Source organism: Aeromonas rivuli (assembly GCF_000820045.1).
Taxonomy (GTDB): domain Bacteria; phylum Pseudomonadota; class Gammaproteobacteria; order Enterobacterales; family Aeromonadaceae; genus Aeromonas; species Aeromonas rivuli.
This window is the reverse complement of the sequence record NZ_CDBJ01000087.1, coordinates 52,639-69,142: the sequence shown is the minus strand read 5'-3', so window position 1 is coordinate 69,142 and position 16,504 is coordinate 52,639. Positions and strand designations below refer to the sequence as shown.

The 16,504-nt window shown below is 59.7% G+C and carries 15 protein-coding genes; 7 read left to right on the top strand and 8 right to left on the bottom strand.

What is annotated here, in order from left to right; genetic code table 11:
* The first annotated feature begins 24 nt into the window (after nt 1-24).
* Genes BN1130_RS19165 through fhuB form a run of 3 tightly spaced genes read left to right on the top strand, consistent with a single transcriptional unit; the run spans nt 25 to nt 3,680 of the window.
* On the top strand, nt 25-789 hold the full coding sequence (locus BN1130_RS19165) for an ATP-binding cassette domain-containing protein (protein WP_042044003.1): 765 nt from the start codon (nt 25-27) through the stop codon (nt 787-789).
* A gap of 37 nt (nt 790-826) precedes the next feature.
* Nucleotides 827-1,681 (top strand): iron-siderophore ABC transporter substrate-binding protein, encoded by an 855-nt coding sequence (locus tag BN1130_RS19160; RefSeq protein ID WP_232302071.1) that lies wholly within the window; start codon nt 827-829, stop codon nt 1,679-1,681.
* Nucleotides 1,674-3,680, top strand: a complete 2,007-nt coding sequence (gene fhuB / locus BN1130_RS19155) for a Fe(3+)-hydroxamate ABC transporter permease FhuB (RefSeq protein WP_232302070.1) — start codon at nt 1,674-1,676, stop codon at nt 3,678-3,680. Before BN1130_RS19160 ends, fhuB begins: the two co-directional genes overlap by 8 nt.
* A 75-nt stretch (nt 3,681-3,755) precedes the next feature.
* Here the strand turns inward: fhuB and mnmE are convergent, their stop codons facing one another.
* The 8 genes from mnmE to BN1130_RS19125 form a co-directional block, all read right to left on the bottom strand.
* Nucleotides 3,756-5,117 carry a tRNA uridine-5-carboxymethylaminomethyl(34) synthesis GTPase MnmE gene (mnmE, locus tag BN1130_RS19150; protein WP_042044001.1) on the bottom strand — a complete coding sequence of 454 codons (1,362 nt, stop codon included), beginning with the start codon at nt 5,115-5,117 and terminating at the stop codon, nt 3,756-3,758.
* Between the two features lie 100 nt (nt 5,118-5,217).
* On the bottom strand, nt 5,218-6,861 hold the full coding sequence (gene yidC, locus BN1130_RS19145; protein ID WP_042044000.1) for a membrane protein insertase YidC: 1,644 nt from the start codon (nt 6,859-6,861) through the stop codon (nt 5,218-5,220).
* A 5-nt stretch (nt 6,862-6,866) separates the two neighbouring features.
* Nucleotides 6,867-7,115: a membrane protein insertion efficiency factor YidD gene (gene yidD / locus BN1130_RS21890; protein ID WP_005893148.1), complete on the bottom strand. Its 249-nt coding sequence runs from the start codon at nt 7,113-7,115 to the stop codon at nt 6,867-6,869.
* Nucleotides 7,082-7,441 carry a ribonuclease P protein component gene (gene rnpA, locus BN1130_RS19140; RefSeq protein ID WP_005893145.1) on the bottom strand — a complete coding sequence of 120 codons (360 nt, stop codon included), beginning with the start codon at nt 7,439-7,441 and terminating at the stop codon, nt 7,082-7,084. The genes yidD and rnpA overlap by 34 nt, the downstream gene beginning before the upstream one ends.
* A complete protein-coding gene (rpmH, locus tag BN1130_RS21885; RefSeq protein ID WP_005893143.1) occupies nt 7,441-7,578 on the bottom strand; it encodes a 50S ribosomal protein L34 in 138 nt (45 codons plus the stop codon). Before rpmH ends, rnpA begins: the two co-directional genes overlap by 1 nt.
* Before the next feature lie 267 nt (nt 7,579-7,845).
* Nucleotides 7,846-8,580 (bottom strand): amino acid ABC transporter ATP-binding protein, encoded by a 735-nt coding sequence (locus BN1130_RS19135; protein ID WP_042043998.1) that lies wholly within the window; start codon nt 8,578-8,580, stop codon nt 7,846-7,848.
* A gap of 13 nt (nt 8,581-8,593) precedes the next feature.
* On the bottom strand, nt 8,594-9,262 hold the full coding sequence (locus BN1130_RS19130; protein WP_157014106.1) for an amino acid ABC transporter permease: 669 nt from the start codon (nt 9,260-9,262) through the stop codon (nt 8,594-8,596).
* Entirely contained in the window at nt 9,263-10,021 is a 759-nt protein-coding gene (locus BN1130_RS19125; RefSeq protein ID WP_042043995.1) for an amino acid ABC transporter substrate-binding protein, read from the bottom strand.
* A gap of 300 nt (nt 10,022-10,321) precedes the next feature.
* On the opposite strand from BN1130_RS19125, the gene dnaA reads away from it, so the two are divergent.
* From dnaA to gyrB, 4 genes are all read left to right on the top strand, one after another.
* The gene (gene dnaA / locus BN1130_RS19120; protein ID WP_005893135.1) at nt 10,322-11,692 is read left to right on the top strand and encodes a chromosomal replication initiator protein DnaA; all 1,371 of its coding nucleotides are present in this window, start codon (nt 10,322-10,324) and stop codon (nt 11,690-11,692) included.
* An 83-nt stretch (nt 11,693-11,775) separates the two neighbouring features.
* Nucleotides 11,776-12,879, top strand: coding sequence for a DNA polymerase III subunit beta (dnaN, locus tag BN1130_RS19115; protein ID WP_042043994.1), 1,104 nt, complete (start codon nt 11,776-11,778; stop codon nt 12,877-12,879).
* A gap of 2 nt (nt 12,880-12,881) precedes the next feature.
* Nucleotides 12,882-13,985 carry a DNA replication/repair protein RecF gene (gene recF, locus BN1130_RS19110; RefSeq protein ID WP_042043993.1) on the top strand — a complete coding sequence of 368 codons (1,104 nt, stop codon included), beginning with the start codon at nt 12,882-12,884 and terminating at the stop codon, nt 13,983-13,985.
* Nucleotides 13,982-16,396 carry a DNA topoisomerase (ATP-hydrolyzing) subunit B gene (gyrB, locus tag BN1130_RS19105; RefSeq protein WP_042043991.1) on the top strand — a complete coding sequence of 805 codons (2,415 nt, stop codon included), beginning with the start codon at nt 13,982-13,984 and terminating at the stop codon, nt 16,394-16,396. Before recF ends, gyrB begins: the two co-directional genes overlap by 4 nt.
* Nucleotides 16,397-16,504: the final 108 nt, after the last annotated feature.

Here is a 16,504-nt window from a genome sequence, read left to right as displayed (position 1 = left end):
GCGCCATCACCAACGGGACTGCTGATGTTTGAGATGAAATCCGCCGGTTTTGCCATTCAGGGCAAGACGCTGCTGCAACCCACCAGCCTGAGCTTCGAGCAGGGCAAGGTCTATGGCCTCATCGGCCATAATGGCTCCGGCAAATCGACCCTGATCAAGTTGCTGGCTCGCCAGCAGAATTACCATGGCGGCGAGATCTGCTTTGACGGCCGCCCCCTGGCCGACTGGGGCCATCAGGAGTTTGCACGCCAGGTTGCCTATCTGCCCCAGCACCTGCCGAGTACCGATAACTTGCTGGGCCGCGAGCTGGTCGAGTTTGGCCGTTATCCCTGGCGTGGCCTCTTTGGCCGTCATCGCCAGCAGGACAAGGAGAAGGTCGAGCAAGCCATCAATCTGACCCACACCCAGGCCTTTGCCGATCGGCTGGTGGATACCCTCTCAGGCGGAGAGCGGGGACGAGTCTGGCTCGCCATGTTGCTGGCCCAGGAGAGCCGTTTCATCCTGCTGGATGAACCTTTGGCCGCACTGGATGTGGCCCATCAGGTGGAGGTGCTGACCCTGATCCGCACCCTCTGCCAGCAGCTGGATCTGGGGGTCATCATCGTCATCCACGACATCAACATGGCGGCCCGTTTCTGCGATCATCTGGTGGCGCTGCACTCGGGGTCGGTGCTGGTACAAGGGGAGCCGGAATCCATCATGACCAGCGAGACCCTGGAGTCTGTCTACGGCATTCCCATGGCTGTGATGCGTCACCCGGCGCAGAGCCACTCCATCGCCATATTGTGAGGTCGTTGTGAACAGATTCAAATCGCTGGGCATCGCCTTGCTGGGGCTCATCTGCCTGCCGACCTCGCTTGTCTCTTCCGTGCAGGCTGAACCCCGTATCGCGACCGTTGACTGGACCATCGCCGAGACCCTGCTTGCCCTGGGTATTACCCCGGCGGGCATGGGGGACATGGGCTCTTATGGCGCCTGGGTGACGGAGCCCGTGATGCCGCCATCCGTGGTGGATCTCGGTCTGCGGGCCCAACCGAACCGTGAGCTGCTGGCCGAACTCGAACCTGATCTCATCCTCATCTCGCCCCTGGCTGCCCCTCTGGCCCCCACTCTGAGCCAGATAGCGCCGGTCAAATCCATTACCCTCTACTCCCCGGAGGGGGATTATTGGGCTCAGCTCGCCGGCGCGACCCGGGACATTGCCGCCCTGGTCGACAAGTCAGCGGAGGCGGACAGCTTGTTGACCGGGCTGGATGAGGAGCTGGCTGAACTCAAGGCCGGGTTGCCCAAGCACCTGCCCCCGCTATTGCTGGTGCAGTTTATCGATGAGCGCCACGTGCGGGTGTTCGGGCAGCACAGCATGTATGACTCTGTGATGGGCAAGCTGGGGCTGCGCAATGCCTGGCAGGCGCCAACCAATTACTGGGGATTCACCTCGGTCAGCATAGAGAGCTTCGCCACCATGGATGAAGCCCGGCTGGTCATCGTCGACCCCTTGCCAAGTGGCGTGGCCGCCAAGCTGGCGGCCCCCGGACTCTGGCAACATCTGCCCCTGGTACAGCGCGCCAAGCCGCTGCATCTTCCTCCTGTGTGGAGTTTCGGTGGCGTGTTGTCGGCTCGCCGTTTCGCCCAGCAACTGAGCCTGGCTCTGACCACCGATGCCGGAGTACCCCATGAATAGCCTGTCACAACGCCCCCTGAACCGGGGCGTACTACCGGGCCCCGCGGCCTTGCTCTGCCTGGTATTGTTGCTGCTGACCTGCGCGGTCGCCGGGTGGGTATTGAGCCACTGGTTACCTTTTTCCCTCTGGCCCCAGGCCATGCTGAACCCGGATTATGGGGATGCCCGTCAGGCGGTGATGCACTTTAGCCTGCTGCCGCGACTCGCCGTCACGCTGCTGGCGGGAGCCGGGTTGGCGCTGGCCGGCGTCCTGATGCAACAAGTGCTGCGCAATCCACTCGCCTCGCCCACCACCCTCGGGGTCGCCTCGGGGGCCCAGCTTGCGCTCCTGCTGGCAACCTTGCTGGCCCCGGGTCTGCTGGTGGCGCGGGAGTGGATCGCCATGGCGGGAGGGGCAGGGGCCATGGCCCTGGTCTTCATGCTCACCTGGCGACGGGATCTCAATCCCCTGGTCATCGTCTTCGCGGGTCTGGTGATCAACCTCTATCTGGGGGCCATCAGTCTGGCGCTGCTGCTGTTTCATCAGGAAGAGCTCAAGGGCATGCTGGTGTGGGGCAGTGGTGCCCTGGCTCAGGATAGCTGGGAGGGGGTGAACTATCTGCTGCCCCGCCTGCTGCTGGGGCTGGGCCTGGCCGCCGTCTTGCTTCGCCCCCTGGCTGTGCTGGAGCTGGACGATGCCAGTGCTCGCAGCCTGGGGGTATCCCTCAAGAAGCTGCGTTTTGCCGGATTGGGCGTCGCGGTATTTGTCACCGCCTGTGTGGTGAGCGTGGTCGGCATCATAGGTTTCATTGGCCTGGCTGCCCCCATCATGGTCAGATTGCTAGGGGCTCGCTCCCTCGGCCAGCGTCTGTTGTGGGCCCCGCTGTTGGGCGCCCTGCTGCTCAGTCTCACGGATCTGCTGTTGCAGGGGGCGAGTCGCTTCTGGCCACTGATGATACCGACGGGGGCCATGACGGCACTGCTGGGTGCGCCCCTGTTGCTCTGGCTCATCCCTCGGCTCGCCCTGCACAAGCAGCAACCCAAGGTGACTGCCGCCCTGACCATACCGCGCCATCCTCACCCATCCCGACTGCTGTGGGGGCTGGGGTTGGCGCTGCTGCTGGCCCTGATAGGCTCACTGGCGCTGGGGCAGGGCGTCAATGGCTGGAGCTGGCCATCGCTGGCACGCTGGCAGGCGCAATGGGAGTGGCGATTGCCCCGCACCCTGTCGGCGGCCGCCGCCGGTATCTTGTTGGCGCTGGCGGGAACCTTGCTGCAAAGGGTCAGCCGCAATCCCATGGCGAGTCCCGAGCTGCTGGGGGTGAGTGGTGGCACCGTCATGGGGTTACTGCTGGCGGCCTTCCTGCTACCCGCCTTGCCACTGCCGCTGATGTTGCTGGCGGGGGTTGCAGGGGCAGTGCTGGTACTCGTGCTGTTGCTGGCGTTGAACAGGCGCAGTGGCTTTCAGCCCGAGCGGATCCTGCTATGTGGCATCGCCATCACCGCCATGTTGGAGCCAGTGCAGAGCATCGCCCTGGCCAACGGCGATCCCAGGGTGCAACTGCTGCTGGCCTGGGTCTCGGGGTCTACCTATTACGTGACAAGCCCCATGGCGCTGGGACTCGCCCTGTTGGCAGGCATCATGCTGACAGGAGCCCTGGCCCTGGGACGCTGGCTCGATATTTTGCCTTTGGGGGGGGCGGCCGCCGGATCGCTGGGGGTCAACACCCAGCGCGCTCAGCTGATTATGTTGCTGCTGGTGGCCCTGCTCACCGCCAGTGCCACCCTGGTGATAGGGCCACTCTCATTCGTCGGCTTGCTCGCCCCCCACATGGCCAAGCTGATGGGATTGGTGCGAGCGCGTGCTCATCTGCTCGGCGCCAGCCTGTGCGGCGCCCTGTTGATGGTGCTGGCGGACTGGGCGGGTCAGCAACTGCTCTTCCCAATGGAGATCCCGGCCGGGCTGATCTCTACCTTGTTAGGGGGCGCTTACTTTATGTGGTGTCTGCGCCGGCTCTAAGGTTGCGAATGACCGTTTTTACCATGAAAAAGCCCAAGGCAGTGCCTTGGGCTTTTTGTTGGCTGGGGCAGGGACTTACTTGCCGATGCAGAAGCTGGAGAAGATGCGGCCCAGCAGATCGTCCGAGCTGAACTCGCCGGTGATCTCGGACAGGGACTCTTGTGCCAGGCGCAGCTCCTCGGCCACCAGCTCACCGGCGACATAGACCTCGAGTTGCTCCTTGGCCACTAGCAGCCGCTCGGCGGCGCGCTCCAGGGCATCCAGGTGGCGACGGCGAGCCATGAAGCCCCCTTCGGTGTTGCCCTGGAAGCCCATGCAGGCCTTGAGGTGATCCCGCAGGGCAGGCAGCCCCAGCTCTGTCTTGGCGGAGATGCGGTAGACCGCGTGACCCAGCTCCTGGCTCGGGGCCAAGTCTTCGCCGGTCAGATCGGCCTTGTTGCGCACCACGGTGAGGCCGATGTTTTTTGGCAGGCGATCGACGAAGTCCGGCCAGATCTCCCGCGGGTCTATCGCATCGGTCGTTGTGCCATCCACCATGAACAGCACCCGGTCTGCCTGGGCTATCTCGGCCCAGGCCCGCTCTATGCCGATCTTTTCCACCTGATCCTGGGTGTCGCGCAGGCCAGCGGTGTCGATGATGTGCAGTGGCATGCCATCCAGGTGGATGTGCTCGCGCAGCACGTCGCGGGTGGTGCCGGCTATCTCGGTGACGATGGCTGACTCGCGACCGGCCAGAGCGTTGAGCAGGCTGGACTTGCCCGCGTTGGGACGACCGGCGATCACCACCTTCATCCCTTCGCGCAGCAGGGCACCCTGTTTGGCTTCTGCCCGCACCCCGTCCAGCTCGGTCATGATGGCGTGCAAGTCCCCCGACACCTTGCCGTCGGAGAGGAAGTCTATCTCCTCGTCCGGGAAGTCGATGGCGGCTTCCACATAGATGCGCAGGTGGATCAGGCTCTCGACCAGATGCTGTATCTTGCTGGAGAACTGACCCTGCAGGGAGTGCATGGCGCTGCGGGCGGCCTGCTCGCTGGAGGCTTCAATCAGATCGGCGATGGCCTCGGCCTGGGCCAGATCCAGCTTGTCGTTCATGAAGGCGCGTTCGCTGAACTCGCCGGGGCGGGCGGGGCGCAGCCCTTTGATCTGCAAGATACGGCGCACCAGCATGTCCATGATGACGGGGCCGCCGTGGCCCTGCAGCTCCAGCACATCTTCGCCGGTGAAGCTGTTGGGGGCCTTGAACAGCAGGGCAATGCCCTGATCCAGCGGCTGATCCTGCTCATCCTTGAACGGCAGGTATTCGGCATAGCGTACCCGGGGTCGCTTGCCGAGTACTATCTCGGCCACCTGTTCGGCAGCGGGGCCTGAGACCCGCACTATGCCGACGCCGCCACGGCCAGGGGCGGTGGCCTGGGCCACTATGGTATCTGTTGTCATCTTGCTTGGGCTCACTCATCCGGGAACGGGTTCTGTCATTGCGGACATTGTAATAAAAAAGGCGGCCCTAAGGCCGCCTCTTTCGTCATGGCTGTGAAGATCAGGTGCGAGTGTGCAGCCCTTTCTTCTCCAGTTGACGGTAGATGATGGTCTGCTGGGTAATGGAGATGACGTTACTCACCAACCAGTACAGGGTCAGGCCAGCCGGGAACCAGAGGAACATGAAGGTAAAGATGATGGGCATGAACTGCATCACCTTCTGCTGCATGGGGTCCGTGATGGTGGTCGGGCTCATCTTCTGCAGATACCACATGGAGGCGCCCATGAGGATTGGCAGTACGAAGAAGGGGTCCTTGACCGACAGGTCAGTGATCCAGAGGGCAAACGGCGCGTGGCGCAGCTCGACCGATTCCATCAGCGCCCAGTACAGGGAGATGAAGATCGGCATCTGGACCAGGATAGGCAGACAGCCGCCCAGCGGGTTGACCTTCTCCTTCTTGTACAGCTCCATCATGCCCTGGGACATCTTCTGGCGATCGTCACCGAAGCGTTCCTTGAGCGCGGCCAGCTTGGGCTGAAGCATGCGCATCTTGGCCATGGAGGTGTACTGGGCTTTGGTCAGCGGGAACATGATGCCGCGAACCAGCAGGGTCAGCATGATGATGGCCACACCCCAGTTACCCACGAAACCGTGGAACACGGTCAGCAACCAGTGCAGCGGCTGAGCGATGAACCAGAGCCAGCCGTAATCGACGGACAGATCCAGGTGCTCGGCAACCGTGGCCATCTTGTCCTGCAATTTCGGACCGACCCACAGTTTGCTGGTCACTTCGCTCTGCTGGCCGGCAGCCACGTCAACCATGGGCGCCTTGTAGCCGATGATCGCCTGGTCTTTGCCAGGGATGGTGCGGCTATAGAAGCTGTTGGTGTCGCTGGCGTTCGGTGCCCAGGCGGAGACGAAGTAGTGCTGCAGCATGGCGACCCAACCACCCTTGGTGGTCTTGTTCAGGTCGGCATCCTTCATCTCATCGAAGGTGTACTTCTTGTAGCGGCTCTCTTCGCTGGAGAAGGCACCACCGCGGTAGGCACTCGCCACCAGGGCATGACCTTCCTGATCCTTGGGCGTGGTCACGGTCTGCTTGAGCTGACCGTAGAACTGCACCTGTACCGGTTCGGTGGATTTGTTGTCGATCTGGTAATCGACGCCAACGGCATAGTCACCACGCTTGAGCACGAAGCGCTTGGTGAAGACCACACCCTTGCTGTCGGTCCAGGTCATCGGCACCACGATTTGATCCTGACCCTCGGCCAGCTGGAAGCTGGTCTGGGCGGCTTCGTAGGTGGGGCGGCCTTCGGGTCGGCTATCCGGACCATCACGACCGACCAGACCACTCTGGGCGACATAGATGAACTGGGGCTGGCTGGTCAGCAGAGTGAACGGCTCATCCATGCCTTCTTGCAGCTTGTGGGCCAGCAGTTGGGCAGAAACGATATCGCCACCCTGGGTATCCAGGGTCAGTTTGAGCACGTCAGAGGAGACGGTGATCAGCTTGCGGGCGGCATTGGCATCGGCTGCTTGCTCGGAAACCTGAGGAATATCACCGGTCTGACCGGCTTCAGGCACGAAATGTTCAGTTTGGGCCACAGGGGCCGGCTTCGGAGCCTTGTCGGACTCCCACTGTTGCCAGAGCAGAAAGCTCACGAACAGCAAACCGATCAGGAGTAGATTGCGTTGTGATTGCATAGTCTTCAGTTTCTTCGCTTTGGTTGCGGAACCGGGTCATAACCACCCTCGGATAAGGGATGGCATTTTAATAGACGTTTGCTGGCTAACCAAACGCCTTTTATGAAACCGTGAAGTCGGAGAGCTTCTATCGCAAATTGGGAACAAGTTGGAGTAAAACGGCAGCGCGGCCCCAGCAGGGGACTAATGATTAGCTGATACAGGCGTATCAGTTTGATAGCTACCCATTGCAACGGCGTGACAGGGTGCGCCATAGCTTTTCCAGTAACTTGAAGAGTTCCTCGTTATCCATCTCTTTCACACCGGCCTTGGCGATCACGACGATGTCGATAGCGGGCAGGTTGGTTTGATTGAGACGAAAGCTTTCCCGTACCACTCGCTTGACACGATTACGCCACACGGCGCGCTTGAGTGCTTTTTTGGGCACAGCGAGACCAAGACGGGGATGTTCGAGAGTATTAGGACAGGCGAGAAGCGTTATTTGCGGGGAAGCGGCCCGGACAGGCTCTGCGAAAACGCGTTTGAAGTGTTCGGGAGTTAACAGACGTAACTCCCGAGCGAAGGTGTGCGGCGTGGGCATTAAGCTGCCAGACGGGCACGACCCTTGGCACGACGAGCGGCCAAAACTTTACGACCGTTGGCAGTAGCCATGCGGGCGCGGAAACCGTGAGAGCGCTTGCGCTTCAGGTTGGACGGCTGAAAAGTACGTTTACTCATGATTAGATTCCGTATTTCTGTACAGTTTTGATTGTCACACTGAGCCGACGCGCCAGCTATAGCGTGTGACGACTAGCAAAAGAGGCCGAATTCTAAACAGAGTTCGGCTTTTAGTCAATCCGCCTAAGCCGGTATCGGTCACCAACTGCAAAATAAGTAGAGGGCCGACACAAGATCCGGAGGATCGCGGGCTCAGGATTATACTGGCATGCCCTGGTTAAACAAGGATCCTTCATTAAAAAAGGCGGCCAGGCCGCCTGTGGTGTGCTACTTCAGCACTTTGCGCAAGAATTCCCGGGTACGGGGATCCTTGGGATCGACCAGTATCTGATCCGGTGGACCCTGCTCGACGATCCGTCCTCCCTCCATGAAGATCACCCGATCCGCCACGTCCCGGGCAAACTCTATCTCATGGGTGACCACCACCATGGTCTGGTGTCGGCGGGCGAGTTGCTTCATCAGACCCAGCACTTCATCAACCCATTCGGGATCGAGGGCCGAGGTGGGCTCGTCGAACAGTATGACCTTGGAGTGGGCGGCCATGGCGCGGGCGATGCCGACCCGCTGCTGCTGGCCGCCGGACAGCGATGCCGGGTAGGCATCCTGCTTATCGGTGAGGCCTATCTCCTTGAGGATGGCCAGCGCCGTGGCACGAGCCTCCGCCTTGGGCTGTTTCCAGACGGTCACCAACCCCTCGGCGATGTTGTCCAGCGCCGTCTTGTTGGCAAACAGGGCATAGTTCTGGAACACAAAGGAGGCGCGCTTGCGCAGCTCTATCGCCTCTTTCTCGCTCGCCTTGGCCAGATCGAGTTGGATATCGTCGATGGCCAGGGTGCCGGCATCCGGGGTTTCCAGCAGATTGAGGCAGCGCAGCAGGGTCGACTTGCCGGTGCCTGACGGCCCTATGACGACCACGATTTCGCCCTTCTTTATCTCCAGATCGATGTTGTTGAGCACAACATTGCCATCGAATGCCTTGGTGAGGCCGCTCAGTTTGATCATGAGTTGTCTCTCCTTAATAGGCGCGGTTGAGGCGCACTTCCAGCAGGTGCTGGATGCGGGTGAAGAAGATGACCACTACCCAGTAGACCAGGGCCACCGCCATGAAGCTCTCGAAGAACTTGAACGACGAAGCGGCTTCCATCTGCGCTTTGCCCATGATCTCGGCCACGCCCAGGGTGAAGGCGAGGGAGGTACTCTTGATCATGTCGATGAAGTAGTTCATCAGCGAGGGCGTGGCGATGCGGGCAGCCTGGGGCAAGATGATGCGCTGCATGGCCTGCAGCTTGCTCATGCCGATGCTGAGGGCGGCTTCCATCTGGCTCTTGTGGATACCCAGAATGGCGGCACGGATCGACTCGGCCATGTAAGCGGCAAAGTGCAGGGTCAGGCCGACGATGGATGCGGTAAAAGCGTCCATTCCCACGAAGATGGGAAAGAGTTGCGGCAGACCGTAATAGAGCAGGAACAGCTGGACCAGCAGCGGGGTACCTCGGAAGAACGAGATATAGAGCATGGCCAACCAGTGAATGACGGGAACGCGAAACACCCGCACTATCGCCAATATCAGCGACAGGACGAGTGCCAGTACGAATCCCCACAGGGCCATTTCCATGGTCGTGCCCAGGTATTTGAGCAGGATCGGAAACAGCCCCAGCGTGTAATCGAGATCGAATTCCATCATTTATTTATTGGTGATGTCCGCCGCGAACCACTTCTCGGAGATCTGCTTGAGAGCGCCGTCTTTGCGCATGGCAGTCAAGGCTTCATCGACCTTGGCCAGCAGGGCTTGCTGCTTGGGCGTCTTCAGGAAGGGCAGGGCGTTTTCGATGGTCTCGAACGGCTTGCCAGCCTGCTGCAGCGGCAGCTTGGACTCTTTGATCAGCTGAGCGGTGGAGACGCGGTCCATCACGAAGGCATCGATACGGCCCAGGGCGACATCCTGCTCGAAGGCGGAGTCATAGGTGCGGATGTCCATCTTGTGGTCAGGATCGTTCTTGCGCAGCAGCTCTTCGAAGTTGGAGCCCAGGTTGACGGCAACCTTCTTGCCTTCCAGGTCTTTGATACCATTAATGGTGCTGTTGCCCTTGCGAACCACGATCTGGGCACCGTCATAGACATAAGGCTGGGAGAAGTCGTACTTGGCCTTGCGCTCGTCTGTGATGGTGATCTGGTTGGAGATGGTATCGACCCGACCGGTTTCCAGCATGCCAAACAGGCCGGAGAAGCTGGCGGTCACGAATTCAACCTTGTAGCCGGTGCGCTCACCGATCTGGTTCCACATGTCGACCTCAAAGCCCTGCAGTTTGTCCTGCTTGACGAAGGTGAACGGGAAATATTTGCCAGACATGCCGACCTTGATGGTCTCCTGGGCGACGGCTTGACCGGAGAGCATGGCCAACAATATGGCGGCGCCGGACACCAGCTTGATAGATGAAGACATGGGTATACCTCTCTCTGTTGTTCTGTGTTTCTAGTTTTAATGACTGAAAGTGAGTGAATGTTATTGGAATAAGTTCTGAAAAATAAATCATATTTGGTTATATCAAATAACTCTGAATCACCCCGGATCCTGCCTCGTTCATGCTGTGGGTAAGTTTGGGGATGAAATGGGATCCTGAGCCGTCGGATCCTTGAAAGTCAAGGATCTTATTTGCTGGATCCGCGAGCTGGCGGCTAGAGATCCACCGGCTAAAAACGTAGAATAGCCGGTCTTTAGCTAATCAATAAACGGGAGTCCAGAGTGACTGCTTCGCTATGGCAGCAGTGCCTTCACCGGCTGCAAGATGAATTGCCCTCGGCAGAATTCAGCATGTGGATCCGGCCGCTTCAAGCGGAGTTGAGTGACAATACTCTGACCCTGTATGCACCGAATCGCTTCGTCCTGGACTGGGTACGTGACAAGTACCTGCTCCGGGTCAATGGCATCATCACCGAGATCTGTGGTGTTGATGGCCCCACCCTGCGTTTTGATATAGGCAATCGTCCCCACCCCGTCGCCGTTGCGAGAGCCCCGGTGCGCGGCGCCGCGCCTGTGAATAACTTGCAGAAGAGCTGGGAAAGCAAGGACGCCGCCAAGCCTGAACCGAACCACAAGAGCAACACCAACGTAAACTACACCTTCGAGAATTTCGTCGAGGGTAAGTCGAACCAGTTGGCCCGTGCGGCGGCCCGTCAGGTGGCCGATAATCCGGGCGGGGCCTATAACCCCCTGTTCCTCTATGGCGGCACCGGTTTGGGCAAGACCCACCTGTTGCACGCCGTTGGCAATGCCATCAAGGAGCGCAAGAAGGATGCCAAAGTCATCTATATGCACTCCGAGCGCTTCGTCCAGGACATGGTGAAGGCGCTGCAGAATAACGCCATTGAAGAGTTCAAGCGTTATTACCGTAGCGTCGATGCCCTGCTCATCGATGACATCCAGTTCTTCGCCAACAAGGAGCGCTCCCAGGAGGAGTTCTTCCACACCTTCAATGCCTTGCTGGAAGGTAATCAGCAGATCATCCTGACCTCGGATCGCTATCCCAAGGAGATCAACGGGGTCGAAGATCGCCTCAAGTCCCGCTTCGGTTGGGGACTGACGGTGGCGATCGAGCCGCCGGAGCTGGAAACCCGGGTGGCCATTCTGATGCGCAAGGCGGACGAGAACCAGGTCCATCTGCCGGACGAGGTCGCCTTCTTCATCGCCAAGCGACTGAGATCCAACGTCCGTGAACTGGAAGGCGCCCTTAATCGGGTCATCGCCAACGCCAACTTCACCGGCCGGGCCATCAACATCGACTTCGTGCGTGAGGCATTGCGCGACTTGCTGGCGCTGCAAGAGAAGCTGGTGACCATCGACAACATCCAGAAGACGGTGGCCGAGTACTACAAGATCAAGCTGGCTGACCTGCTCTCCAAGCGGCGTTCCCGCTCGGTGGCCCGCCCTCGTCAGCTCGCCATGGCCCTGGCCAAGGAGCTGACCAACCACAGTTTGCCGGAAATAGGGGATGCCTTCGGTGGCCGTGACCACACCACAGTCCTTCATGCCTGTCGCAAGATAGAGCAGCTGAAGGAGGAGAGTCACGACATCAAGGAAGACTATTCCAACCTGATCCGTACCCTTTCGTCCTGATCACGGAACGGAGTGCACAGATGCAGCGCGAATATTCCAACCTGATCCGAATCTTTTCCTCCTAATCACAACGGAGAGCACAGATGCAGCTCGAAATTAGCCGCGAGGCCCTGTTACGTCCCCTGCAACTGGTGTCTGGCGCCCTGGGTGGCCGACCGACACTGCCCATCCTCGGCAATGTCCTGCTCGAGGTGAGCCATGGCTTGCTGTCGCTAACCGGCACCGATCTCGAAGTCGAGATGATAGGGCAGGTCCATCTAGAAGGCGCAAGCCAGGATGGCCGCACGACAGTGCCGGCTCGCAAGCTGCTCGATATCTGCCGCGGCCTGCCGGAAGGGGCTGAGATACGCTTCAATACCGAAGGCGAGCGACTCATCATTCGTTCCGGTCGCTCCCGCTTCAACCTGTCGACCCTGCCGGCGACCGAATACCCCAATATCGAAGATTGGGAATCCGTGCTCGAATTCGACATCAGTCAGCTGGAGCTGAAGCGACTGATCGAGGCGACCCAGTTCTCCATGGCCAGCCAGGATGTGCGTTACTACCTCAATGGCATGCTGTTCGAGAGCGAGGGCCACGGCCTGCGCACCGTCGCGACCGATGGTCACCGTCTCGCCACCTGCCGCCGGGAGGTCGTGGAAGATTCGCTGCCCGATCATCAGGTTATCCTGCCCCGTAAAGGGGTGCTGGAGCTGGTGCGGCTGCTGGAGGCGGAAGACAAACCGGTACGCTTGCAGATTGGTCGCAGCAACCTGCGCGCCGCCCTCGATGGTTTTATCTTTACCTCCAAGCTGGTGGATGGCCGCTTCCCCGATTGGCGCCGCGTCATCCCCCGTGGCAGCGACAAGGCCCTGATCGCCGGACGAGAAGATCTGCGCCAGGCATTTTCCCGGGCCGCCATTCTCTCCAACGAGAAATTCCGTGGGGTGCGTCTCAATTTGCAGCAGCATTTGCTGCGGATCACCGCCAATAACCCGGAACAGGAAGAAGCCGAGGAGCTGCTTGACGTACAATATGACGCCAGCGAGCTGGAGATCGGCTTCAACGTCTCCTATGTGCTCGACGTGCTGAATACGTTAAAATGTGACCAGATCCGGGTCAGCCTGAGTGACTCCATCAGCAGTGCCATTATTGAGGATTTTGATAGTCAGGACGCTCAATACGTGGTCATGCCGATGCGGATCTAGTCGTGTCCCTGGTCAAGCTCCAGCTCAACGACTTTCGCAATATCCAGCAAGCCAGTCTCACGCTGTCCCCCGGACTCAATATCCTGGTGGGGTGTAACGGCAGCGGCAAGACCAGCGTACTGGAGGCTATTCACTACCTTGGTCTGGGCCGCTCCTTTCGCACTCATCTCACTGGGCGAGTTGTCCGTCAGGGCGAGAAGGGATTTGTCTTGTTCGCCCAGTGCGAGCTCGACGGGCGCACCGTTCCCATCGGTCTGGCCAAGGAAAAAAACGGCGACACCCAGCTCAAGATCGCCGGGGCCCAGGCCCAGCGGTTGGCTGACCTGGCCGAGCTGCTGCCGGTGCAGTTGATCCATCCCGATGGCTTCGACCTGCTGACCGGCGGTCCCCAGCCACGTCGTGCCTGGCTCGACTGGGGCGTGTTTCACCTGCAGCCGGGATTCTTCTCCTTGTGGGGGCGAGTACGGCGGCTGCTCAAGCAGCGCAATGCCCTGCTACGCACTGCGACCCAGTATCGCCAGCTGGCATTCTGGGATCAGGAACTGGCTCGGCTAGGTGATGAATTAGCAGGCTTTCGCGCCAGCTATTGTCAGGCTATTACGCCGTTCATCCAGGAGATGACGGCGGATTTTCTGCCGGAGTTCGATATCAGCCTCGGCTTTTATCGCGGCTGGGAGAAGGATACCCCCCTCGGCGATCTGCTGGCGGCGGGATTCGAGCGGGATCAAAACCTGGGTTATACCGGCGTTGGCCCCCAGAAGGCCGATGTACGCCTCAAGGCGAATGGAGTACCCGCTCAGGATATTTTGTCCCGGGGTCAGCTGAAGTTGTTGGTCTGTGCCATGCGACTGGCCCAAGGGCTCTATTTGAATCAACATAGCAGCCGTGGCTGTATTTTTTTAATTGACGATTTTGCCTCTGAACTGGATATCGACAAACGCCGTCTGTTGGCCGCAAGGCTGAAGCAGTGTGCGACTCAGGTGTTTATCACCGCCATCGATACCGGCCAGCTCGCAGACATGATGGATGCGAATGACTGCAAGTTGTTCCACGTGGAACAAGGCAAGATCTCCGAAACGCTAGAGAAGGCAGAGAGTAAGCTATGAGTGAAAATACTTACGACTCCTCGAATATCAAGGTGCTTAAGGGGCTGGATGCAGTCCGTAAGCGCCCGGGGATGTATATCGGCGATACGGACGATGGCTCGGGTCTGCACCACATGGTGTTCGAGGTCGTCGATAACTCCATTGACGAAGCTCTGGCTGGCTACTGTTCCGATATCCAGGTCAAGATCCATTCCGATGGCTCCGTTTCCGTGCGTGACAATGGCCGGGGTATCCCGGTCGACATGCACGAAGAAGAGGGTCGATCCGCTGCCGAAGTCATCATGACGGTACTGCACGCCGGCGGTAAGTTCGATGACAACTCCTACAAGGTATCCGGCGGCCTCCATGGCGTGGGTGTCTCCGTAGTTAACGCCCTGTCTGACAAGCTGCTGCTGACCATTCGTCGCAACGGCCATGTCTATGAGCAGACCTACCACCTGGGTGAGCCGCAGGCGCCGCTCAAGCAGATCGGCGACAGCTCGTCCGGCACCGGTACCGAAGTGCGTTTCTGGCCGAGCTCGACCATCTTCAGCGACACCCTGTATCACTACGATATTCTGGCCAAGCGTCTGCGGGAACTCTCCTTCCTCAACTCCGGGGTCTCTATCCGCCTCGAAGATGAGCGTGATGGCCGTGAGGTGCACTTCTGCTACGAGGGGGGCATCAAGGCCTTCGTCGAATACCTGAACCAGAACAAGACGCCGATCCACCAGAAGGTGTTCCACTTCACCACCGAGCAGGACGGTATCGGGGTCGAAGTCGCCATGCAGTGGAACGACGCCTATCAGGAAGGGGTGTACTGCTTCACCAACAACATTCCCCAGCGCGATGGCGGCACCCACCTGGTGGGCTTCCGTACCGCACTGACCCGTACCCTCAACACCTATATGGACAAAGAGGACTACAGCAAGAAGGCCAAGTCGGCTGCCAGTGGCGACGACGTCCGTGAGGGTCTGATTGCCGTCATCTCGGTCAAGGTGCCTGATCCCAAGTTCTCCTCCCAGACCAAGGACAAGCTGGTCTCTTCCGAAGTGAAGACCGCCGTTGAACAGGCGATGGGTGAGAAGCTGAGCGAATTCCTGCTGGAAAACCCGGGCGATGCCAAGATCGTGGTCAACAAGATCATCGATGCGGCCCGTGCCCGTGAGGCAGCCCGCAAGGCCCGTGAACTGACCCGTCGCAAGGGTGCGCTGGACATCGCCGGCCTGCCCGGCAAGCTGGCAGACTGCCAGGAGAAAGACCCGGCCCTCTCCGAACTCTACATAGTGGAAGGGGACTCTGCTGGCGGCTCCGCCAAGCAGGGTCGTAACCGTAAAAACCAGGCCATCTTGCCGCTCAAGGGCAAGATCCTGAACGTGGAGCGGGCCCGTTTCGATCGCATGATCTCCTCCCAAGAGGTGGGCACCCTGATCACGGCCCTGGGCTGTGGCATAGGTCGTGACGAGTACAACCCGGACAAGCTGCGCTATCACAACATCATCATCATGACCGATGCGGACGTCGATGGTGCGCACATCCGTACCCTGCTGCTGACCTTCTTCTATCGCCAGATGCCGGAAATCATCGAGCGCGGCTATGTCTATATCGCCCAGCCGCCGCTCTACAAGGTCAAGAAGGGCAAGCAGGAGCAGTATCTGAAAGATGAGAGCGCCCTGCTGCAGTACCAGACTGCCATGGCGCTGGACGGTGCGACCCTGCACGTCAACGAATCCGCCCCAGCCATCGGTGGCGAGGCGCTGGAGCGACTGGTCAACCAGCACCGCGCCGTGTCTCACCTGATCACCCGTATGTCCCGCCGCGCCCCGGATGCCGTCCTGACTCAGCTGATCTATCAGCCTGAGTTGAACGAAGCCCTGCTGGCCAGCGAGAGCGATCTGTTGGCCTGGTGCCAAGCCATGGAACTCGTGCTCAACGAGAGCAACCACGGCATCCAGTATCAGATCCAGGTGCGCCGTGACGAAGAGCGTCGTCTGTTCGTACCCCACGCCGTGGTACGTCAGCACGGTGTCGATCGCGAATACCCGATCAGCTATGACTTCCTGCAGTCCAATGAGTACCGCCAGCTGGTCTCCCTGGGCAAGGAGATCGCCAACCTCATCGAGGAGGGTGGTTTCATCAAGCGGGGCGAGAAGGTGAAGCCGGTCGACAACTTCGTGGAAGCCGTCGAGTGGCTGATGGGCGAAGGCAAGCGTGGCATCTACATCCAGCGCTATAAAGGGTTGGGTGAGATGAACCCGGAGCAGTTGTGGGAGACCACCATGGATCCGGAAGCGCGTCGCATGTTGCGCGTCACCATAGAAGATGCCGTCGGTGCCGACCAGCTCTTCTCCACCCTGATGGGGGATGCGGTCGAGCCGCGTCGTGAATTTATCGAGACCAACGCCCTGCGGGTGGCCAACCTCGACGTCTAAGCAACGCCCGTTGCATCAACGCAACCCTGAAAAAGCCGGTCCCTGTGACCGGCTTTTTGTTTGCGTGGCGTTTGCCAAAGGGCAGCGAAATGGCTGAACAATGCGGTG

Bases quoted from the DNA above. Each gene is read 5' to 3' on its own strand.
- BN1130_RS19165 (WP_042044003.1), top strand. From the start codon at position 25: ATGTTTGAGATGAAATCCGCCGGTTTTGCCATTCAGGGCAAGACGCTG.
- fhuB (WP_232302070.1), top strand. From the start codon at position 1,674: ATGAATAGCCTGTCACAACGCCCCCTGAACCGGGGCGTACTACCGGGC.
- mnmE (WP_042044001.1), bottom strand. From the start codon at position 5,117: ATGACAACAGATACCATAGTGGCCCAGGCCACCGCCCCTGGCCGTGGC.
- yidC (WP_042044000.1), bottom strand. From the start codon at position 6,861: ATGCAATCACAACGCAATCTACTCCTGATCGGTTTGCTGTTCGTGAGC.
- yidD (WP_005893148.1), bottom strand. From the start codon at position 7,115: ATGGCGCACCCTGTCACGCCGTTGCAATGGGTAGCTATCAAACTGATA.
- rnpA (WP_005893145.1), bottom strand. From the start codon at position 7,441: ATGCCCACGCCGCACACCTTCGCTCGGGAGTTACGTCTGTTAACTCCC.
- rpmH (WP_005893143.1), bottom strand. From the start codon at position 7,578: ATGAGTAAACGTACTTTTCAGCCGTCCAACCTGAAGCGCAAGCGCTCT.
- BN1130_RS19135 (WP_042043998.1), bottom strand. From the start codon at position 8,580: ATGATCAAACTGAGCGGCCTCACCAAGGCATTCGATGGCAATGTTGTG.
- BN1130_RS19130 (WP_157014106.1), bottom strand. From the start codon at position 9,262: ATGATGGAATTCGATCTCGATTACACGCTGGGGCTGTTTCCGATCCTG.
- BN1130_RS19125 (WP_042043995.1), bottom strand. From the start codon at position 10,021: ATGTCTTCATCTATCAAGCTGGTGTCCGGCGCCGCCATATTGTTGGCC.
- dnaN (WP_042043994.1), top strand. From the start codon at position 11,776: ATGCAGCTCGAAATTAGCCGCGAGGCCCTGTTACGTCCCCTGCAACTG.
- gyrB (WP_042043991.1), top strand. From the start codon at position 13,982: ATGAGTGAAAATACTTACGACTCCTCGAATATCAAGGTGCTTAAGGGG.